Source organism: Bradyrhizobium sp. LjRoot220 (assembly GCF_964252915.1).
In the GTDB taxonomy this organism is placed as follows: Bacteria; Pseudomonadota; Alphaproteobacteria; order Rhizobiales; family Xanthobacteraceae; genus Bradyrhizobium.
This window is the reverse complement of sequence record NZ_CAXUPS020000013.1, coordinates 52,256-71,765: the sequence shown is the minus strand read 5'-3', so window position 1 is coordinate 71,765 and position 19,510 is coordinate 52,256. Positions and strand designations below refer to the sequence as shown.

Sequence of the window (19,510 nt, the reverse complement as noted above, 5' to 3'; positions counted from 1 at the left end):
ACGCCGCTGGCGCAAGGGGGCAGGCGGATGTGACGGAAACGTGTCAGGGGATTGAAACGATCAGGCGCGGGGATGCGTCGTCTTGTACACTTCCAGCAGCCGCTCGCTGTCGATGCCGGTGTAGATCTGCGTGGTCGAGAGCGAGGCGTGGCCGAGCAATTCCTGGATCGCACGGAGATCGCCGCCGCGCGACAGCAGATGGGTGGCAAAGGAATGCCGCAACGCATGCGGCGTCGCGCTGTCGGGCAGCCCAAGCGCACCGCGCAGCCGCTCCATGGTGAGCTGGATAATTCGCGGGCTGAGCGGCCCGCCGCGGGCGCCGACGAAGATCGGCCCTGTTGGCGGCAGCGGATGCGGACAGACCGCGGTGTAGTCGGCGATCAGCGCCAGCACGTTCTGCAGCACCGGCACCATGCGGGTCTTGTTGCCCTTGCCGGTCACGATGATGACGTCGCCCTCGCCGGGCAGCGGTACGTCGCGCTTCTTTAATCCCAGCGCCTCGGAGATGCGCAGGCCCGAACCGTACAGCAGCGCCATCACGGCGGCGTCGCGCGCCCAGATCCAGGTTTCGCGGTCCTCGCCGGCGCGCTCGTCGGCATCGGCAAGACGTTTGGCAGCCGCCATCTGGATCGGCTTCGGCAGGCTCTTGCCGATTTTCGGCGCCCGGATCGCCGAGAGCGCGCCGACCTTGCCCTTGCCTTCGCGTTCCAGAAAACGGCCGAACGAACGCAAGCCGGCCAGCGCCCGCATCAGTGAGCGGCCGCCGATGTCGTCGGCGCGGCGCATCGCCATGAAGGCCCTGATGTCGCTGGCTTCCAGCGCTGCAAATCCCTTCAGCGTAACTTTTCGACCCCAGTGCTCGGCGAGGAAAATCAGGCATTGCCTGACGTCGCGGGCGTAGGCCTCCAGCGTCTTCGGCGACAGCCGCCGTTCGGCGCGCAGATGCGACAGCCAGCGCGTCATCTCCAGCGCCAGCGTCGCGTCGGCGCAATCCAGCTCGATCGGTTGAAGTGACGGAACAGGCTTGGTCATGGACTATGGTCGCCTTGATTCTCCTGATTATATCGCACCCCTTTCGTTTACCGTTCGCTAACTTGCGCCCCGCGCGGCCGGGTGCCACTGGTCCTGCGACGGGGCGCCCTTAACTTCAGCGCTTGCATCCCCTAAACCTGATCCCGATGGACCACTCGACGCGCAGCAGCACTTCCTCCGCCTCATCGACGCGCGTCGTCGATGTGCTGGTGCCGGTTGCGCTCAATCAGGCCTATTCGTATCGCGTGCCGCGCGGCATGGAGCTGAAGCCGGGCGATGTCGTCTGCGTGCCGCTGGGGCCGCGCGAGGTGGTGGCGGTGGTGTGGGCGGAAAACGCCAGTCCCGATCCGCGCCTGCATAACCGCCTAAAAGATGTCGGCGAGAAGCTCGACGTGCCGCCGCTCAAGGAGGAACTGCGTTCGCTGGTCGACTGGGTCGCCAATTACACGCTCTCGGCGCGGGGCATGGTGCTGCGCATGAGCTTGCGGATGGGCGACAATCTCGGGCCCGAGCGGATGCGCCTTGGCGTGCGGCTGGTCGGCGAGCCGCCGCGGCGCATGACACCGGCGCGGCGGCGGGTGATCGACGTGCTGTCGGACGGACTGCTGCACGGCAAGTCCGATGCCGCGCGGGAGGCCGGCGTCAGTTCGGGCGTGATCGACGGGCTGGTCGATGAGGGCACGCTGCAGACCGAGGCGATGCCGCCGCCGCCCGCGCCGCCGGCACCCGATCCGTCGTATTCGCAGCCTGAATTCTCGCGCCAGCAGCGCACCGCGGTCGACGCGATGCGGGCACTGGCGGCCAACGGCAGCTTTCACGTCGCACTGCTCGATGGCGTCACCGGCTCTGGCAAGACCGAGGTCTATTTCGAGGCGATCGCCGAAATCATCCGCCGCGGCAAGCAGACGCTGATCCTGATGCCGGAGATCGCGCTGACCGGACAGTTCCTCGATCGCTTCGCGCTGCGTTTCGGCGTGCGTCCGCTGGAATGGCATTCCGAACTGACGCCGCGCACCCGCGCGCGCAACTGGGCGGCGATTGCGGCGGGCGAAGCGCCGGTGGTGGTCGGCGCGCGCTCGGCGTTGTTCCTGCCCTATGCCGAGTTGGGCCTGATCATCGTCGATGAGGAACACGATCAGGCCTACAAGCAGGATGACGGGGCGCATTACCACGCCCGCGACATGGCGGTGGTGCGCGCGCATATCGCCAAAATCCCGATCATCCTGGCGTCCGCGACGCCATCGATCGAGACTGAAGTGAATGCGCGCAAGGGCCGCTACCAGCGCGTCGCGCTGCCGTCGCGGTTCGGCGGCCAGCACATGCCGCATATCGAGGCGATCGATCTGCGCCGCGAGCCGCCGCCGCGCGGCCGCTTCGTCTCGCCGCGGCTCGCCGACTATATCGGGCAGGCGATCGAGAAGCGCGAGCAGGCGCTGTTGTTCCTCAACCGCCGCGGCTACGCGCCGCTGACACTGTGCCGCGCCTGCGGGCATCGTTTCGCCTGCACGATCTGCGATGCCTGGCTGGTCGATCATCGCTTTCGCCAGCGGCTGGTCTGTCACCATTGCGGCTTCTCGATACCGCGCCCGAACATCTGCCCGCATTGCGCGGCCGAGGAATCGCTGGCCGCGATCGGGCCCGGCGTCGAACGGCTGCAGGAGGAGGCGGCGCAATTGTTTCCGAACGCGCGCACCATGGTGCTGTCGAGCGACCTGATCACCTCGATCGAAACCATGCGCAGCGAACTGAACGAAATCGCCGAAGGCCGCGTCGATATCATCATCGGTACCCAACTGGTGGCGAAGGGACATAATTTCCCGCGGCTCAACCTGGTCGGCGTCGTCGATGCGGATCTGGGTTTGAGCAACGGCGATCCGCGCGCCGCCGAGCGGACGTTTCAACTGCTTAATCAGGTGATCGGCCGCGCCGGGCGCGACCAGGGCCGCGGCATCGGCTATCTGCAGACTCATCAGCCCGAGCATCCCGTGATGAAGGCGCTGGTCGCCAGCGATCGCGAGGCGTTCTATGCCAGCGAAATCGATGCGCGCGAGCGCTCCGGCTATCCGCCGTTCGGCCGGCTCGCCAGCCTGATCATTTCCGCCGGCGACCGGCCGACCGCCGAAGGCTTTGCGCGCAAGCTGGCTGCCATCGCGCCGATCGACGAGCGCATCCAGGTGCTCGGTCCCGCCGAAGCGCCGCTGGCGGTGATCAAGGGCCGCTATCGTTTCCGGCTGTTGGTGAAGTCGCTGCGCAATGTCGACCTGTCGGAGTACTTGCGCGAATGGCTCGCCGCGGGCCCGAAGACAAAAGGCAATCTCAAGCTCGAGGTCGACATCGATCCGCAGAGCTTTCTGTAGCCGTGGCCGCTTCTCCTCTCCGTCATTGCGAGGAGCAATGACGGTGGAGGGGGCAGTTGGACTCAATAAAAGGCCTGCCGTCATTTACGACGGCAGGCCCTTATCGGTGCGTGAACGAATTCACGACCGTTACGCTACGCTTACCAGAACTGTTCGAACCGGAAACGGCGCGTGATCAGCGCCTTAGATGACCTCGGCGGTGACGCGGCCGACGCCCTTGGCGCGGGTCAGTCCGACGGCGCTGGCAGCGCCGGTCGAAAGGTCGAGCACGCGCCCCTTAATGAACGGGCCGCGGTCGTTGATGGTGACGACGACGCTGCGGCCGCCATGGGTCACCCGAAGCTTGGTGCCGAACGGCAGCGTGCGATGGGCTGCGGTCATGGCGCTCTGATTGAAGCGCTGACCGGAAGCGGTCTTGCTGCCGGATTCATTGCCGTAAAAGGAAGCCATGCCCGAGAAGCTGCGACCGGAACTCGAGCCGATCGAGGCGTTGGCGTCCTGCCAGCTGCTCTTGGCCTTCTGGGCGTGGTGGTGGTGATGACGGTGATGCCTGGATTTGGCCGAAGCCTCGGTAACGCTGGTGCCGACCAGGAGAGTTGCGGCGATCAAAGCGAACGCTGTACGCGACCGGGTGATGGATCCCGGAAGCAGGTTCTTGGTATTCAACATTAAAATAGTCCCTCAGACAGTATTGCCACATGTGTGACAAGTGGAACCCCCGTTCCCTTTGCGAAGTCGCCGTTTGATTAGGCAATGAGGCGTGAATTGGGCAGTAATCCCTGTTTGTTGCCGGCTGACATATCTTGTTACTTTGATCAACTAAACAAATCGCAGTTCTAAATACGTTGCTTTAACGAATTTTTAACCATTTCAATACTTGGTATTACTGATGAATTAAGTGTTCGTTAGTGTTCACGAAGTCGCTATGAAGTAAACGGCGGGGAACCGGATTCGGCCCGCCTGGGAGGCTCATGGCGCCCATGCAAATACGGAAGGAACTAGCGGGTTTGCAGCTGACGCGAGCTTCCGGCGCGCGGCTCCGTACGGCAAAATCGTGACGGCCGAATTGCTGCGGATTGGCGTTTGAAGTTGCCTTGAAATCTGGCCTTGAAATTTGGCCCTTGAAATTTGCCCTGGAAATTTGCCTTGAAGAGTGACGGAAAGAGACGCGCGACAAGGCATCATCCGCGCGCGCCGTCATGTTGCACCTGCGCGCTTGCTATGTTAGCAAAGCCGCGATTTTAACGGTCCCGGCACCTCTCGTGCCGGTCGAAAATCGAAGTCCCGCTTGAATTCCAAGGGCTTGGATCGCTAGGCGCCGCTTCCCGTGGCGACGGTTTTTCCCTTGCGAGTTTGACAGCAAAAAAAGAGCGTCTCTGTGGCTGCTGAAGATCCGTCCGTTTCGGGAGTGTCAGGCCGTTATGCAACGGCCTTGTTCGAGTTGGCGCGCGACGAGAAATCGATCGACGCAGTAAAAGCTGATCTCGATAGATTCGAGGCCATGCTGGCCGACAGCGCTGATTTGAAACGCCTGGTCCGCAGTCCGGTATTCTCGGCAGGCGAGCAGGCAAAGGCGCTGGGCGCGGTGCTCGACAAGGCCGAAATTGCAGGCACCTCCGCCAAGTTCCTCAAGGTCCTGACCGCCAATCGCCGCCTGTTCGCCGTCGCCGATGTGATCCGCGGCTTCCGCGCGCTGGTGGCGAAGTTCAAGGGTGAAGCTACGGCAGACGTCACCGTCGCCGAAAAACTCAACGACAAGAATCTCGACGCTCTCAAAACCGCGCTGAAGTCAGTGACGGGCAAGGACGTCGCGCTCAACGTGAAAGTCGATCCCTCCATTATCGGCGGCCTGGTGGTCAAGCTCGGCAGCCGCATGGTGGATAGTTCGCTTCGCACCAAACTCAATTCGATCAAGCACGCGATGAAAGAGGCAGGCTGATGGACATCCGCGCCGCGGAAATTTCCGCGATCCTCAAGGACCAGATCAAGAATTTCGGCCAGGAGGCTGAAGTTACCGAAGTCGGACAGGTGTTGTCCGTCGGCGACGGCATTGCCCGCGTCTACGGCCTCGACAACGTCCAGGCCGGCGAGATGGTCGAGTTCGAGAACGGTACCCGCGGCATGGCGCTGAACCTCGAAACCGACAACGTCGGTATCGTGATCTTCGGCGCCGACCGCGAGATCAAGGAAGGCCAGACCGTCAAGCGCACCCGCGCCATCGTCGATACGCCCGTCGGCAAGGGCCTGCTCGGCCGCGTCGTCGATGCGCTCGGCAATCCGATCGACGGCAAGGGTCCGATCCAGTCCACCGAACGCAAGCGCGTCGACGTCAAGGCGCCCGGCATCATTCCGCGCAAGTCGGTCAGCGAGCCGATGGCGACCGGCCTCAAGGCGATCGATGCGCTGATCCCGGTTGGCCGTGGCCAGCGCGAGCTGATCATCGGCGACCGTCAGACCGGCAAGACCGCGATCGCGCTCGACACCATTTTGAACCAGAAGCCGCTCAACGCGCAGCCGGACGAGAACATCAAGCTGTATTGCGTCTATGTCGCGATCGGCCAGAAGCGCTCCACCGTTGCCCAGTTCGTGAAGGTGCTCGAAGAGCAGGGCGCGCTGGAATATTCCATCGTTGTCGCCGCCACCGCGTCCGATCCGGCGCCGATGCAGTACATCGCGCCGTTCACCGGCTGCACGATGGGTGAATATTTCCGCGACAACGGCATGCACGCCGTCATCATCTATGACGATTTGTCCAAGCAGGCCGTCGCCTACCGCCAGATGTCGTTGCTGCTGCGCCGCCCGCCGGGCCGCGAAGCCTATCCCGGCGACGTGTTCTACCTGCATTCCCGCCTGCTCGAGCGCGCCGCCAAGCTCAACAAGGACCAGGGTTCGGGTTCGCTGACCGCGCTGCCGGTCATTGAAACCCAGGCCAACGACGTGTCGGCCTACATTCCGACCAACGTGATTTCGATTACCGACGGCCAGATCTTCCTGGAAACCGACCTGTTCTTCCAGGGCATCCGCCCGGCGGTGAACGTCGGCCTGTCGGTGTCCCGCGTCGGATCGTCGGCGCAGACCAAGGCGATGAAAAAGGTCGCCGGCAAGATCAAGGGCGAGCTGGCGCAGTACCGCGAAATGGCGGCGTTCGCGCAGTTCGGCTCCGACCTCGACGCCTCGACCCAGCGCCTCTTGAACCGCGGTTCGCGCCTGACCGAACTCCTGAAGCAGCCGCAGTTCTCGCCGCTGAAGATGGAAGAGCAGGTCTGCGTGATCTGGGCCGGCACCAACGGCTATCTCGATGCGCTCCCGCTCAACAAGGTGCGCCCGTTCGAAGACGGCCTGCTGTCGCTGCTGCGCGGCAAGAACGTCGAGATACTCAACAGCATCCGCGAAAGCCGCGATCTCAGCGACGACACCGCGGGCAAGCTGAAGGCGGTTGTCGAAGGTTTCACCAAGACGCTTGCTTAAGTCCGTCATGGCCGGGCCATCCAGGTCTTTTGGCGTGGTGAAAAGACAAGACGTGGATGCCCGGCACAAGGCCGGGCATGACCAACGAGGGGTTCGCGGCCGAGTTGAAAAGCAGGTCGCCGGGGTGAACTAAGAATGGCTTCACTGAAAGACATGCGGGTCCGCATCGCCTCCACCAAGGCGACGCAGAAGATCACCAAGGCCATGCAGATGGTCGCGGCCTCCAAGCTGCGCCGCGCGCAGACCGCCGCCGAAGCGGCGCGGCCCTACGCGGAAAAGATGGACGCGGTGATTTCCAACATCGCGACCTCTGCCGCGGGTTCGCCCGGCGCGCCGCCGCTGCTGGCCGGTACCGGCAACGATCAGGTGCACCTGCTGCTGGTTTGCACCGGCGAGCGCGGCCTGTCGGGCGCCTTCAACTCCTCGATCGTGCGGCTGGCCCGCGACCGCGCGCTGTCGCTGATCGCCCAGGGTAAAGAGGTCAAGTTCTTCTGCGTCGGCCGCAAGGGCTATGAGCAGCTCCGCCGTACCTTCGAGAAGCAGATCGTCGAACATCTCGACTTGAAATCGGTGCGCCAGCTCGGCTTCATCAACGCCGAGGACATCGCCAAGAAGGTCCTCGCGCGCTTCGACGCCGGTGAGTTCGACGTCTGCACGCTGTTCTACTCGCGCTTCAAATCCGTCATCGCCCAGATCCCGACCGCGCAGCAGATCATCCCGCTGGTGGTGGAAGCGCCGGCCGCGAATGCCGGCCCGTCGACGTCCTACGAATATGAGCCGGAAGAAGACGAGATCCTGACGCGCCTCTTGCCGCGCAATCTCGCGGTGCAGATCTTCCGCGCGCTGCTGGAAAACAACGCTTCGTTCTACGGCGCGCAGATGAGCGCGATGGACAACGCCACCCGCAACGCCGGCGACATGATCCGCAAGCAGACCCTTATCTACAACCGCACCCGTCAGGCCCAGATCACCAAGGAGCTGATCGAAATCATCTCCGGCGCCGAGGCACTCTAGCCGTTCGCGCGAGCAGACTGACGGACTTCACGCACAGAATTCGAAGGAGAGAGTTTTATGGCCGCAGCACCAGCAAACCAGACCGGACACATCACCCAGGTCATCGGCGCCGTCGTCGACGTGCAGTTCGAAGGGCACCTGCCCGCCATTTTGAACGCGATCGAAACCAAGAACGGCGGCAACCGTCTGGTGCTCGAAGTGGCGCAGCATCTCGGTGAATCGACGGTGCGCACCATCGCGATGGACACCACCGAAGGTCTGGTCCGCGGCCAGGAAGTCACTGACACCGGCGCGCCGATCCGCATTCCCGTCGGCGCCGGCACGCTCGGCCGCATCATGAACGTGATCGGCGAGCCGATCGATGAAGCCGGTCCGATGGTATCCGAAGGCCTGCGCCCGATCCACGCGGAAGCGCCGAGCTATACCGACCAGTCCACCGAAGCTGAAATTCTCGTCACCGGCATCAAGGTCGTCGACCTCCTGGCGCCCTACGCCAAGGGCGGCAAGATCGGGCTGTTCGGCGGCGCCGGCGTCGGCAAGACCGTGCTGATTCAGGAATTGATCAACAACGTCGCGAAGGCGCACGGCGGCTATTCGGTGTTCGCCGGCGTCGGCGAGCGGACCCGCGAAGGCAACGACCTCTATCACGAGTTCATCGAGTCCAAGGTCAACGCCGACCCGCACAATCCCGATCCGAACGTGAAGTCGAAATGCGCGCTGGTGTTCGGCCAGATGAACGAACCGCCCGGCGCCCGCGCCCGCGTAGGCCTTACTGGTCTCACCGTCGCGGAGCACTTCCGCGACCAGGGCCAGGACGTGCTGTTCTTCGTCGACAACATCTTCCGCTTCACCCAGGCAGGCTCCGAAGTGTCGGCGCTGCTCGGTCGTATTCCTTCGGCGGTGGGTTATCAGCCGACGCTCGCCACCGACATGGGCGCGCTGCAGGAGCGCATCACCACCACGCACAAGGGATCGATCACCTCGGTGCAGGCGATTTACGTGCCGGCCGACGACTTGACCGACCCGGCGCCCGCGACCTCGTTCGCCCATTTGGACGCGACCACGGTGCTCAACCGCGCGATTTCGGAAAAGGGCATCTATCCGGCGGTCGATCCGCTCGACTCGACCTCGCGCATGCTTTCCCCGCTGGTCGTCGGTCAGGAGCACTACGACACCGCGCGTATGGTTCAGCAGGTGCTGCAGCGCTACAAATCGCTGCAGGACATCATCGCCATTCTCGGCATGGACGAACTGTCCGAAGAGGACAAGATCGCGGTGGCCCGGGCCCGCAAGATCGAACGCTTCCTGTCGCAGCCGTTCTTCGTCGCCGAAGTCTTCACGGGATCGCCGGGCAAGTTCGTCGACCTCGCCGACACCATCAAGGGTTTCCGCGCCATCTGCGAAGGCAAATACGATCATCTGCCGGAAGCGGCGTTCTACATGGTCGGCAACATCGAAGAAGCCGTCGAGAAGGGCAAGAAGCTGGCGGCGGAAGCGGCGTAACGCGTAAGCAGGCTGCGCCGTCACCCTGAGGTGCGAGCGCAGCGAGCCTCGAAGGGCGACTTCTGCCATCCTTCGAGGGTCGCAAGAACGGCCACCTCAGGATGACGACTGCCTCTGTTGCTAGCGGAAAACGGATTCTCTGATGGCCACCTTCCACTTCGACCTTGTATCCCCCGAAAAACTCGCCTTCTCCGGCGAAGTCGATCAGGTTGACGTTCCCGGCGTCGAAGGCGATTTCGGCGTGCTGGCCGGACATGCGCCGATTGTCGCTGCGATCCGTCCGGGCATCCTGACCATCAGCTCCGGCGGCACCCACCAGAAGATGATCGTGCTCGGCGGCCTCGCCGAAATGTCCGACAAGGGCCTCACCGTGCTCGCCGATGTCGCCATCTCGACGCAGGAACTCGACAGGACACAGTTCGCCGAGACGATTGCGGAAATGGAAGCCAAGCTCGCCGAGAAGGAAGGCACCGAACTCGACCACGCCATCGAGCGGCTCGACCACTTCAAGAGCATCCAGCATGTGCTCAGCGCCACGGCGATGCATTAAGCCTCGGCTGCGCGCCAACCCTCGAAAATCAGACAGGTTCAGCGCTCGCCATACCGTGGTGGGCGCTGAAGCATAGTTGCACCTCTCCCGCTCGTCCCGAGGAAAATCCGGCGCCCACTTTCAAGCTTTCAGCGGATCTCAGCTCCGGCGCTTCATCTCGCGCAGCAAGGCCGGCAATCCGGCGAGATCTTTCAGGATGAAATCGGCGAGCGCGGCATCGGGCCAGCGAACGTGGTTGCGACCCCAGGGGCCGCGTTCAAGCAAGGCGGTCTTCATGCCGAAACGCCTTGCCGGAATGACGTCGTTGTCGAGACGATCCCCGACATAGAGCACCTCGGCTGGATCGAAGTCAGACATGGCGCGGGTCTTGGCGAGGGTCTTCCGAAAGAAATCGAGCGAGGGCTTGTCGACGCCGAGCTCCGCCGAGGTCGTGATCCATCTGGCCGCGAGGCCGAACGATTCGAGCGCCGCCTTGGCCGTAGGCGGCTGATTGCCGGCGACACCGACAAACCAGCCGTCCTGCGTCAGTTCGGCCAGGCACGGCCTGGCGTCGGCATAGAGATCGCGCGCTTCAATCCTGAATTCAGTTCCGCTTCGCTTGCGCGCGGCGACGGCGGCCCGGACGTCAAAGCCCGGCCGCAGCCGCTCGAAGATCAGCCGGTAGTTTTCGCCTTTGGCGATGATGGCGTCGAGCTCGGCCAGAAACTCGGTCCTGTCGACGCCCAGGGTGTCGGCCCAGCCGTGCAGCAGGCGCGTTTCGTCGATCAGCGTTTCGCCAACGTCGAAGAAAATCGCGCGGATCTGCATCGACACTCTCTCAGCCCGGCGTGGTTGCAAATCGTGCGAACGCCCTGACGACCGCCACGTACACCTCGCGCCGGAACGGCACCACGAGGTCGGCGACGCGGTCGAGCCGTTCCCAGCGCCAGGCATCGAACTCGGCCGGCTGCCCGTTGCGCGGGGTCAGCGGGTCGATCTCGTCGTCGGCCCCGGTGTACCGCAGCGCGAACCATTTCTGCCGCTGGCCGCGGAATTTGGCCAGGCGATGCGAGGGCGGACCGTCATAGGGTGGAAATTCGTAAGTCATCCAGTCGGTCTCGCCGAGATGCGCGGCGCTGACCGCGCCGGTCTCCTCCCAGAGTTCGCGCATCACGGCATCGCGCGGCTCCTCGCCGGCATCGATACCGCCCTGCGGCATCTGCCATTCAAGTCCCGGGAGGATGATTTCCGGTCCATCGTCACGGAAGCGCCGGCCGATCAGCACCTGGCCGGCGGCGTTGAACAAGGCGATCCCGACATTGGGGCGGTAGGGTTTTGTATCTGTCATGAAGGTTTAGCTGTCATTCCGGGGCGCGCGTCCGCGCGAACTACGATGTGCAATTGCACATCGTAGTTCATGCTTCGCATGCCCCGGAATGACGTCGCTACTGTAAGTGGACTCCGAAGACACAATACTATTGGCCCGCGAGGCTGGAAAATTCCTTCACCACGCGTTCATAAACCGGCCGCTTGAACGGCACGATCAGGTTCGGGAGATTCTTCATCGGCTCCCAGCGCCAGCTGACGAATTCGGCCTTGTGGCCACCGCCGGGGCTCGCGACGTTGATCTCGCTATCCTTGCCGGTAAAGCGGACCGCGAACCATTTCTGGCGCTGCCCGCGGTAGCGGCCCTTCCAGGTACGGCCGGCCACGGTGCGCGGAATGTCGTAAATCAGCCAGTCGGGGACTTCGCCGAGTTTCTCCACCGATCGAACGCTGGTTTCCTCATAGAGCTCGCGCTTTGCCGCCTCCCAGGTATCCTCACCGGGATCGACACCGCCTTGCGGCATCTGCCAGACGTGGGTTTCATCGACATGTTCGATGCCGCCGGCGCGGCGACCGATGAAGACCAGCCCCGCTGCGTTGATCAGCATCATGCCGACGCATGTCCGGTAAGGCAGGTCCTCGTAGCGCGCCATTCCGTCGATTTTCCTTGCAGGTTTCCTACACACAGTTCGAGCGGTCAGGCGGGCGAAATCCAGGGATCCCGGACCGGCACCCTAGCCTGATTTTGATTTCAGCATCGCCGTTGTCAATGGCACAAGCAGGATGCCGCGGTTCTCAAGTGTCTTGATCCAGGCGGCGATCCGCTCGATCGAAATCGGCAGGGCCGAGGCGACGCCAACGGCCAGCCCGCGCTCCTTGGCCAGCGTTTCGAGCTTGACCAGCGTCCGGTCGATCTCGGCCGAGGTCGGCACCGCGTCGATGGTGAAATCGGCCCGGGCGAACGGCATCGCCTGACCCGCCGCCAATGCGGGAGCGGCGCTGCGCGGGGTGGAACCGTCATCGAGATAGCCGAGGCCGCGCTTGGCGGCCTCGCGGATGACCGGCTGCATCACGGCATCCGTCGCCACGAAGCGCGCGCCCATGAAATTGGCGATCCCCGCATAGCCCTGAATCCGGCTCATATGCCAATACAGGCGGTCGATATTCTGCTCAGGCGCCAGCGTCGTGAGCAGGGTCTGCGGGCCCGGATCATTATCGGGATAATCGAACGGCTCCATCGGAACCTGCAGCAGGATCTCGTGGCGCTGCGCCCGTGCCCGCTCGGCGAGTTTGGTCGGGTCTGCCCCGTAAGGCGTAAACGCCAGTGTCACCGCGGGCGGCAACTTCATGATGGCATCGACGGTCTTGGCCGCGCCGACACCGAGCCCTCCGACCACGATGGCGACAACAGGCATTTTGGCTGCCTTGGCGCGGTCGGCATCGGCGGCATAGACCGTAAACGGCTTGAGGCCGTCGGTGACCACCGGGATCATGCCGTAGCGCGATTTCTCCAGCAGGCGCTGATCGATTCCGGCCATCGCGGTGGCGGGCGCCGATTCGGTATCGGTCCTGTCGCCGGCGTCGCTGCCGATCACGACGTCCTGTCGTTTGCCGCTGGAGCCGTCGATGATGGTGACGGTCTTGCTTTCACCGGCAGGCTGCCTGGGCGCGGATTTCGTCACCTGTTCGGCCTGGTGGCCGGAAGCCGGCGCGGCAGCCTTCTCGTCCGCCGCTTGCGTCTTGCGCAAGGCAATGTGCGCGACCGGCTCGCCGCCAAACGGGTTGTCCGTGAACAGGGCGATGCTGGCAAAGCCGACCAGGAACAGGCCGAGCAGCACGGCCAGCGCCTGCATCACGGTGAACGGCAGCCGAAACCGGCGCTTCTTGCGCTTGGTTTCCTGTCCGAGCGGCGCGCTCAGCTCGTCGGCCGTTTCCGTCATGAACCTCCCCGACCCCCCGAATCAAACCCGCGGCCAAGATACCACGATGGACCGGAATCGAGCGCTCGAGACGCGCTCAAACGCCGTCCATCCGGGATGTCGCGGGGGTGGTTGGAACCGGCAACAAAAAAGGGCGGCCCGAAGGCCGCCCGTTTCCGCGGGAATTGAGCTGGCTAGATCAGTTCGCGGCCTTGGTGGCGGGCTTGTCGATCGCCGCCTTGTCGCCGGTCGCAGGCACCGTGGTGGCGGTGGACTTGATGCCGTGCAGCAGGTCGGCCGCGATCTTCAGCGCCTTATCGTCCTTGGCGTCCGGCGGCACATAGGATTGCGAGCCGGTCTTCTCGTCGCCGTCGTTCTTCAGATGGCCGCGCAGCGAGGCTTCGCCCTTGGTATCGGTGCGCGCCTTCAGCTCGTCCGGGACGTCCTGCAGCACTTCGATATCGGGAACGATGCCCTTGGCCTGGATCGATTTGCCCGACGGCGTGTAATAGCGCGCGGTGGTCAGACGCAGCGCGCCGTTGCCGCTGCCGAGCGGGATGATGGTCTGCACCGAGCCCTTGCCGAACGAGCGGGTACCGATCAGCGTCGCGCGCTTGTGGTCCTGCAGCGCGCCCGCCACGATTTCGGAAGCGGAGGCGGAGCCGCCGTTGATCAGCACCATCACCGGCTTGCCCTTGGTCAGGTCGCCGACATGCGCGGCGCGACGCTGGGTTTCTTCGGCATTGCGCCCGCGGGTCGAGACGATCTCACCGCGCTCGAGGAAAGCGTCGGACACCGTCACCGCTTCTTCGAGCAAGCCGCCGGGATTGTTGCGCATGTCGATGATGAACCCCTTCAGCTTGTCGGCGCCGATCTGGGTCGTCAGGTTGCCGATCTCGCGCTTGAGGCCTTCGGTGGTCTGCTCGTTGAAGGTCGTGATGCGGATATAGCCGATGTCTTCGCTCTCAACGCGGGCGCGCACCGAGCGGACGCGGATATTGTCGCGCACCAGCGTGACCTCGATCGGATTGTCCTGGCCCTTGCGGACGATCTTGAGCCGGATCTTGGTGTTGACCGGCCCGCGCATCTTCTCGACGGCCTGGTTGAGGGTGAGACCCTGCACGGCTTCGTCGTCGAGAGTGGTGATGATGTCGTTGGCCATGATGCCGGCCTTCGACGCCGGCGTGTCGTCGATCGGGGAGACGACCTTGATCAGACCGTCCTCCATCGTGACTTCGATGCCAAGCCCGCCGAACTCGCCGCGGGTCTGCACCTGCATGTCGCGGAAGCTCTTGGCGTCCATGTAGCTGGAATGCGGATCGAGACCGGTCAGCATGCCCGAGATCGCGGACTCGACCAACTTGGAATCGTCGGGCTTCTCGACATAGTCGCTGCGCACGCGCTCGAACACGTCGCCGAACAGATTGAGCTGGCGATAGGTGTCCGACGTCGCGGCACGCGCGCTCGATCCCATCAGCACGGAACGGGGCTGCGTCACGAAGAGCGTCAATGCTGCGCCGCAGGCGGCGCTGAGGAGAATTACTGAGGTCTTGCGCATCATCCGCGAACCTTTTCGCCTTCATTTGCGGCCCACCATGGGCCTGGATCGATTGGAGTGCCGTCCTTACGGAACTCAACATAGAGCACGGGCTGGCTCGCGGTGGCGGCGAGAATGGAGGCAACCTGGGATGTCGACCCCATGGTCGCGACCGGCTCCCCCGTAAGTACAAACTGGCCGATGTTAACCGAAATGCGCTCCATCCCGGCGATCAAGACATGATACCCGCCACCGGCATTAAGGATCAAGAGTTGTCCGTAGCTGCGGAATGGCCCGGCGTAAACTACCCAGCCGTCACACGGGGTTGTGACCTGGGCACCGGCCCGGGTTGCCAAAGAAATGCCCTTTTCCACGCCACCGGCGCCGTCGGAACCGCCAAAATCGCGAATCTTGCCGCCATTAACCGGCAGAGCGAATAATCCCTTGGCGGAGGCAAACGCGATCGCCGGGCTGAGTCGGGCCGGGTCCTTCAGCGCCCCCAGATTGGGCTTGCCGCCGGGGGTCACCGGGGCACCCTTCAGGCTGGCGGTGGCGGCGGCCTTGGCGGCGCTTTTCAGGTCCTGCTCCAGTTTGGCGATCAGGCCCTGCAAACTGTCGACCTGTTTGGACAGGGTGATGGCCCGCGTGCCTTCCGCTTCCATGTCCTTTTCGATCGCGCTCTGCTTGCGCTGCCGCTCCTCGACCAGCGCCGCGAGCCGGACCTGATCGTCCTTCAGTTTGTCGCGGTCGAGCGCCAGCGCGTCGCGCTCGGTGGCGATGGTCTTGCGAAGCGCGACCAGTTCGCCGAGATCGGCGGCCAGGCTTTCCGCGCGGCCGCGCAGTTCGGGCACGACAGATCCAAGCAGCATGGCGGTGCGCAGCGATTGCAGCGCGTCTTCCGGGCGGACCAGCAGCGCCGGCGGCGTGCGCCGTCCGGCACGCTGCAGCGCCGCCAGCACTTCGATGATCTCGGCACGGCGCGACTCGAGGGAGCCGCGAATCTGCTGCTCGCGGCCGTCGAGCCGGCGCAAATGCGCTTCGGCGTCGCCGATGCGGGTTTCAACGCCGCGCACCTGGGCGGCGCTATCGATCAGCTGCGCGTTGAGTTTGCTGCGGTCCTGTCCGATCACAGCGATATCGGCCTTCAGCTTCTGCTGCAGCTCGGCGGCTTTCTTCTGCTGCTCGCGTGCGGCTTCCAGTTCCTGCTCGCGCTGTTTGATGGCTTCGGGCGAAGGCGCGGCGGCCTGTTGTGCGGGCGACTGTTGTGTGGGCGACTGCTCGGCCGTTGCCGGCGGTGCGGGCGTCGCCAGCTGCGCGACCGCGGGCGAAAGCGCTGGGCCCAGCAGGCTTGCGGACAACAGCGCGGCGCAAAGCGGAACACGGTACGCCAACGGCCCATCACGGCGGATGGTGTCAGCCTGCAATTGAATGTGCCGTGTTGCCTGCATCCAGTTATTCAGCGCTCTCTGTATTCGTATCCATGGTATTCGTATTCACGTTATTCGTATTCCCGCCACCGTGCCTAAGCGCGGTGATACGGATGGCCCGCCAGAATCGTCGCGGCCCGATAAATCTGTTCCAGAAGCATGACGCGGACCATTTGATGCGGCCAGGTCGCCGAGCCGAACGCAATGCGTAGTTTAGCCTTGCGCTGCAAATCGGGCGAAAGTCCGTCGGCGCCGCCGATTGTAAAAATTGTGTTGGCGACCGCTTCGTCGCGCCAGCGGCCGAGCTGCTGGGCGAAGCTTGCGCTGTCGATGCTCTTGCCATGTTCGTCGAGCGCCACCAGCAGGTGTTTCTCCGGGATCAGCGCCGAAATCGCCGCGGCCTCTTCGGCGATCCGGGTCGCGGCGTCGCGTGCGCGGCTTTCCGGAATTTCATGAATCTCGAGGCCGCGAAAGCCGAGCTTGCGGCCGATGTCCTCGAAGCGCTCGCGATAGCGTTCGGCCAGTTCCCGCTCCGGGCCCTGTTTCAGCCGGCCGATTGAAACGACGACGATCTTCATCCGACGATCTTCATCCGAAGCATTTTCCGGCAAAGTGAAACCTTCCGGCAAAGTGGAAGCCGGTTTGCCGCAGAAGATGCGTCGAATCGACCAGCCGCGCGCACCTGCGCGCATGCACGCTACAGGCGCTGCAAGCCGATTCGCACCGGCCGGAAGTTAGATCGCCTCCGCCGCCACCGGGTTTTGCGTCCACAACCTTTCCAGATTGTAGAATTCGCGCACCTCGGGTCTGAATACGTGCACGACCACATCGCCGGAATCGATCAGCACCCAGTCGCAATTGGGCAAGCCCTCGACGTGAATGCCTTTGATGCCGGTTTCCTTCAGGGCCTTGGTGACGTTTTCCGCGATCGCGCCGACGTGCCGGTTGGCCCGGCCGGTGGTGACGATCATGTAGTCGGAAAAGGCGGATTTGCCGCGAAGGTCGATGGTGACCGTTTCTTCCGCCTTCATATCGTCGAGGCGGGAGAGGATGATATTCAGCGTCTTGTCGGCGTCGGGTTGCGCCTTCAAGGCCGCAGCTTCGGTCGATGTTTTACGCCCGGTTTTTGCAGCTGGCTTTTTAGAGGCAGCCTTTGCAGGGGTCTTCTCTGCAAGAGTCTTGGAAACCTTGGGCAAAACAGACTTGGACAATACAGATGTGGCCAGGGACCATTCCTTTCACTGTATCGCGAACGCCGAATCCTTGGCGCCCACGGGCTATATTAGGCATGTGGGGTTAACGGTTTCAATATTCCAGTGAGCCCCAACGGGCACTTCAAGGCCCACTTCGTGGCTCACTTGGTCCTCCAGCTGCCGTCCGAGTTCCGCAGGCCGGTCGAAGACAGGTTCAGTTTCATGCCGGTGAGGAAGACCCAGGCGGGGGTATGCTGATCCGCGAGCCGGGCGGCCTGATTCTCGGGCAGACGATAGCGCGCCAGCGCCTGCGCGGCGGGGGCGGCAAGCGCCCGGAAGCTCTGCGGGGGGCGGTCGATCACAGCGATCGGCACCTCGGAGGCGATGCGCCGCCAGTCCTTCCAGCGATGGAACTGCGCAAGATTGTCAGCGCCCATGATCCAGACAAAATGCACGCCGGAGACGCGGCGCCGCAGATGGATGATCGTGTCGACAGTGTAGCGCACGCCAATGACAGCTTCGAGACAGCTGATGTCGATGCGCGGATCGTCGGCGATTTTCCGCGCGGCCTCGGCGCGTTCGCCAAGGTCATGCAGCCCGCCATTATCCTTCAGCGGGTTGCCCGGCGTCAGCAGCCACCAGATGCGATCGAGCTTGAGGCGCTTGAGCGCAAACAGGCTGATGGCGCGATGCGCCGCATGCGGCGGATTGAACGAGCCGCCGAGCAGGCCGACGCGCATGCCGTTGGTATGGAACGGAATCGCTTGCGCAGTGGATGGCTGTGACATCAACGGCGCCATGGCGCGTGTGGCGCTCCGCGCGAAAACGCTGCGATGTTCACGGCCGGGTCTGCCCGGTGCCGTGGACGCGGTATTTGAAACTGGTCAGTTGCTCGGCGCCGACAGGTCCGCGGGCGTGGAATCTGCCGGTGGCGATGCCGATCTCGGCACCGAAGCCGAACTCGCCGCCATCGGCGAACTGCGTCGACGCGTTGTGCAGCACGATTGCCGAGTCGACCTCGTTGAGGAATTTCTCCGCAGCTTTTGCGTCCTCCGTCACGATCGCATCGGTGTGATGCGAGCCGTGATGCTGAATATGCGCGATCGCGTCATCGAGCCCATCGACGACTTTCGCCGCGATGATCGCGTCCTCATATTCGGTGTCCCAGTCCTCGTCGGACGCGGGTTTCACCCTGCCATCGACGCGCTGCACGGCGGCGTCGCCGCGCACTTCGCAGCCGGCCTCGAGCAGCATTTCGATCAGCGGCTTCAGGCTGACCGGCGCACCCGCACGGTCGATCAGCAAGGTCTCGGCGGCACCGCAGACGCCGGGGCGGCGCATCTTGGCATTGAGCACGATCGATTTGGCCATCTCGAGCTTGGCGGTGTGATCGACATAGACGTGGTTGACGCCTTCGAGATGCGCGAACACCGGCACGCGCGCTTCGGCTTCGACGCGCGCGACCAGGCTTTTGCCGCCGCGCGGCACGATCACGTCGACGCCGCCGTTCAGGCCGGTCAGCAGCAGGCCCACCGCGGCACGATCGCGGGTCGGCACCAGCGTGATCGCGGCCTCGGGCAGGCCGGCTTCGCGAAGACCCTGCACCAGGCATTCGTGGATGGCGCGGCAGGAGCGGAAACTGTCGGAGCCGCCGCGCAGGATCACGGCGTTGCCGGACTTCAGGCACAGCACGCCGGCGTCAGCGGCGACGTTGGGGCGGCTTTCGAAGATCACGGCAATGACGCCGAGCGGCACGCGCACGCGCTCGATGGTCATGCCGTTGGGGCGCTGCCAGCGTTCGGTGACCGCGCCGATCGGATCGGCAATGCCGCGCACGGTGGCGACGCCGTCGGCCATCGCCTCGATGCGGGCCGGCGTCAGCGTCAGGCGATCGATGAAAGCCGCGGTCGCGCCGCCCGCGCGCACGTCGGCGACATCCTCGGCATTGGCGGCGAGGATCGCCGGCGCACTGGAGCGGATCGCAGCCGCGATGGCGTCGAGCGCCAGATTCTTCTGATCCGGCGAGGCAAGCGCCAGCACCCGCGCAGCGGCGCGCGCGCGGGCAGCGAGTTCGGTCATCAGAGCGGGCAAATCGGCGTTGCCGTCGATGGCTTTCAGCGGCGCAGTCATGGCGGTCCCAAGTATCAGGCAGGTATCAGGTTAAGGCCATGTCCTAGCACGGAAATCCCGCTCTTGCGAGGTGCG

General features: G+C 64.0%; 18 protein-coding genes. 6 read left to right on the top strand and 12 right to left on the bottom strand.

Translation table 11 applies throughout. From position 1 onward, the window contains the following. Positions 1–60: 60 nt before the first annotated feature. Complete coding sequence (locus ACSQ84_RS33355; RefSeq protein WP_436215992.1) at positions 61–1,032, bottom strand: tyrosine recombinase XerC; 972 nt, start codon at positions 1,030–1,032, stop codon at positions 61–63. A 146-nt stretch (positions 1,033–1,178) separates the two neighbouring features. Here ACSQ84_RS33355 and ACSQ84_RS33350 point away from each other — a divergent pair, with 146 nt between their 5' ends. Continuing rightward, positions 1,179–3,389: a primosomal protein N' gene (locus ACSQ84_RS33350; RefSeq protein ID WP_436215991.1), complete on the top strand. Its 2,211-nt coding sequence runs from the start codon at positions 1,179–1,181 to the stop codon at positions 3,387–3,389. A 183-nt stretch (positions 3,390–3,572) separates the two neighbouring features. Here the strand turns inward: ACSQ84_RS33350 and ACSQ84_RS33345 are convergent, their stop codons facing one another. Next, positions 3,573–4,058, bottom strand: a complete 486-nt coding sequence (locus tag ACSQ84_RS33345) for a septal ring lytic transglycosylase RlpA family protein (protein ID WP_436215990.1) — start codon at positions 4,056–4,058, stop codon at positions 3,573–3,575. A gap of 709 nt (positions 4,059–4,767) precedes the next feature. Here ACSQ84_RS33345 and ACSQ84_RS33340 point away from each other — a divergent pair. From ACSQ84_RS33340 to ACSQ84_RS33320, 5 genes are all read left to right on the top strand, one after another. Then, positions 4,768–5,328 (top strand): F0F1 ATP synthase subunit delta, encoded by a 561-nt coding sequence (locus tag ACSQ84_RS33340; protein WP_436215989.1) that lies wholly within the window; start codon positions 4,768–4,770, stop codon positions 5,326–5,328. Then, positions 5,328–6,857, top strand: a complete 1,530-nt coding sequence (gene atpA, locus ACSQ84_RS33335; RefSeq protein ID WP_436215988.1) for a F0F1 ATP synthase subunit alpha — start codon at positions 5,328–5,330, stop codon at positions 6,855–6,857. The genes ACSQ84_RS33340 and atpA overlap by 1 nt, the downstream gene beginning before the upstream one ends. A 135-nt stretch (positions 6,858–6,992) precedes the next feature. After that, positions 6,993–7,871, top strand: coding sequence for a F0F1 ATP synthase subunit gamma (locus tag ACSQ84_RS33330; protein ID WP_436215987.1), 879 nt, complete (start codon positions 6,993–6,995; stop codon positions 7,869–7,871). 57 nt (positions 7,872–7,928) lie between these two features. Next, on the top strand, positions 7,929–9,374 hold the full coding sequence (gene atpD, locus ACSQ84_RS33325) for a F0F1 ATP synthase subunit beta (protein ID WP_436215986.1): 1,446 nt from the start codon (positions 7,929–7,931) through the stop codon (positions 9,372–9,374). A 142-nt stretch (positions 9,375–9,516) separates the two neighbouring features. Next, positions 9,517–9,924 carry a F0F1 ATP synthase subunit epsilon gene (locus ACSQ84_RS33320; RefSeq protein ID WP_436215985.1) on the top strand — a complete coding sequence of 136 codons (408 nt, stop codon included), beginning with the start codon at positions 9,517–9,519 and terminating at the stop codon, positions 9,922–9,924. Positions 9,925–10,062: 138 nt separating this feature from the next. On the opposite strand, the gene ACSQ84_RS33315 is transcribed toward ACSQ84_RS33320, so the two are convergent. From ACSQ84_RS33315 to ACSQ84_RS33270, 10 genes are all read right to left on the bottom strand, one after another. Further along, positions 10,063–10,731, bottom strand: coding sequence for an HAD family hydrolase (locus tag ACSQ84_RS33315; protein WP_436215984.1), 669 nt, complete (start codon positions 10,729–10,731; stop codon positions 10,063–10,065). A 10-nt stretch (positions 10,732–10,741) separates the two neighbouring features. Beyond that, a complete protein-coding gene (locus ACSQ84_RS33310) occupies positions 10,742–11,251 on the bottom strand; it encodes an RNA pyrophosphohydrolase (RefSeq protein ID WP_436215983.1) in 510 nt (169 codons plus the stop codon). 127 nt (positions 11,252–11,378) lie between these two features. Beyond that, positions 11,379–11,882 (bottom strand): RNA pyrophosphohydrolase, encoded by a 504-nt coding sequence (locus tag ACSQ84_RS33305; RefSeq protein WP_436215982.1) that lies wholly within the window; start codon positions 11,880–11,882, stop codon positions 11,379–11,381. Positions 11,883–11,963: 81 nt separating this feature from the next. Next, positions 11,964–13,169, bottom strand: a complete 1,206-nt coding sequence (locus ACSQ84_RS33300; RefSeq protein ID WP_436215981.1) for a divergent polysaccharide deacetylase family protein — start codon at positions 13,167–13,169, stop codon at positions 11,964–11,966. Between the two features lie 178 nt (positions 13,170–13,347). Beyond that, positions 13,348–14,709 carry a S41 family peptidase gene (locus tag ACSQ84_RS33295; protein ID WP_436215980.1) on the bottom strand — a complete coding sequence of 454 codons (1,362 nt, stop codon included), beginning with the start codon at positions 14,707–14,709 and terminating at the stop codon, positions 13,348–13,350. Beyond that, positions 14,706–16,076, bottom strand: coding sequence for a murein hydrolase activator EnvC family protein (locus tag ACSQ84_RS33290; protein ID WP_436215979.1), 1,371 nt, complete (start codon positions 16,074–16,076; stop codon positions 14,706–14,708). The genes ACSQ84_RS33295 and ACSQ84_RS33290 overlap by 4 nt, the downstream gene beginning before the upstream one ends. 131 nt (positions 16,077–16,207) lie before the next feature. Beyond that, a complete protein-coding gene (gene rlmH / locus ACSQ84_RS33285) occupies positions 16,208–16,690 on the bottom strand; it encodes a 23S rRNA (pseudouridine(1915)-N(3))-methyltransferase RlmH (protein WP_436215978.1) in 483 nt (160 codons plus the stop codon). Positions 16,691–16,846: 156 nt separating this feature from the next. Then, on the bottom strand, positions 16,847–17,203 hold the full coding sequence (gene rsfS, locus ACSQ84_RS33280) for a ribosome silencing factor (RefSeq protein WP_436215977.1): 357 nt from the start codon (positions 17,201–17,203) through the stop codon (positions 16,847–16,849). 263 nt (positions 17,204–17,466) lie between these two features. Next, a complete protein-coding gene (locus ACSQ84_RS33275) occupies positions 17,467–18,093 on the bottom strand; it encodes a nicotinate-nucleotide adenylyltransferase (RefSeq protein WP_436215976.1) in 627 nt (208 codons plus the stop codon). 49 nt (positions 18,094–18,142) lie between these two features. Next, complete coding sequence (locus tag ACSQ84_RS33270; protein ID WP_436215975.1) at positions 18,143–19,435, bottom strand: glutamate-5-semialdehyde dehydrogenase; 1,293 nt, start codon at positions 19,433–19,435, stop codon at positions 18,143–18,145. Between the last annotated feature and the right edge of the window lie 75 nt (positions 19,436–19,510).

Bases quoted from the DNA above. Each gene is read 5' to 3' on its own strand.
- ACSQ84_RS33355 (WP_436215992.1), bottom strand. From the start codon at position 1,032: ATGACCAAGCCTGTTCCGTCACTTCAACCGATCGAGCTGGATTGCGCC.
- ACSQ84_RS33350 (WP_436215991.1), top strand. From the start codon at position 1,179: ATGGACCACTCGACGCGCAGCAGCACTTCCTCCGCCTCATCGACGCGC.
- ACSQ84_RS33345 (WP_436215990.1), bottom strand. From the start codon at position 4,058: ATGTTGAATACCAAGAACCTGCTTCCGGGATCCATCACCCGGTCGCGT.
- atpA (WP_436215988.1), top strand. From the start codon at position 5,328: ATGGACATCCGCGCCGCGGAAATTTCCGCGATCCTCAAGGACCAGATC.
- ACSQ84_RS33330 (WP_436215987.1), top strand. From the start codon at position 6,993: ATGGCTTCACTGAAAGACATGCGGGTCCGCATCGCCTCCACCAAGGCG.
- atpD (WP_436215986.1), top strand. From the start codon at position 7,929: ATGGCCGCAGCACCAGCAAACCAGACCGGACACATCACCCAGGTCATC.
- ACSQ84_RS33320 (WP_436215985.1), top strand. From the start codon at position 9,517: ATGGCCACCTTCCACTTCGACCTTGTATCCCCCGAAAAACTCGCCTTC.
- ACSQ84_RS33315 (WP_436215984.1), bottom strand. From the start codon at position 10,731: ATGCAGATCCGCGCGATTTTCTTCGACGTTGGCGAAACGCTGATCGAC.
- ACSQ84_RS33310 (WP_436215983.1), bottom strand. From the start codon at position 11,251: ATGACAGATACAAAACCCTACCGCCCCAATGTCGGGATCGCCTTGTTC.
- ACSQ84_RS33305 (WP_436215982.1), bottom strand. From the start codon at position 11,882: ATGGCGCGCTACGAGGACCTGCCTTACCGGACATGCGTCGGCATGATG.
- ACSQ84_RS33300 (WP_436215981.1), bottom strand. From the start codon at position 13,169: ATGACGGAAACGGCCGACGAGCTGAGCGCGCCGCTCGGACAGGAAACC.
- ACSQ84_RS33295 (WP_436215980.1), bottom strand. From the start codon at position 14,709: ATGATGCGCAAGACCTCAGTAATTCTCCTCAGCGCCGCCTGCGGCGCA.
- rlmH (WP_436215978.1), bottom strand. From the start codon at position 16,690: ATGAAGATCGTCGTCGTTTCAATCGGCCGGCTGAAACAGGGCCCGGAG.
- ACSQ84_RS33275 (WP_436215976.1), bottom strand. From the start codon at position 18,093: ATGTCACAGCCATCCACTGCGCAAGCGATTCCGTTCCATACCAACGGC.
- ACSQ84_RS33270 (WP_436215975.1), bottom strand. From the start codon at position 19,435: ATGACTGCGCCGCTGAAAGCCATCGACGGCAACGCCGATTTGCCCGCT.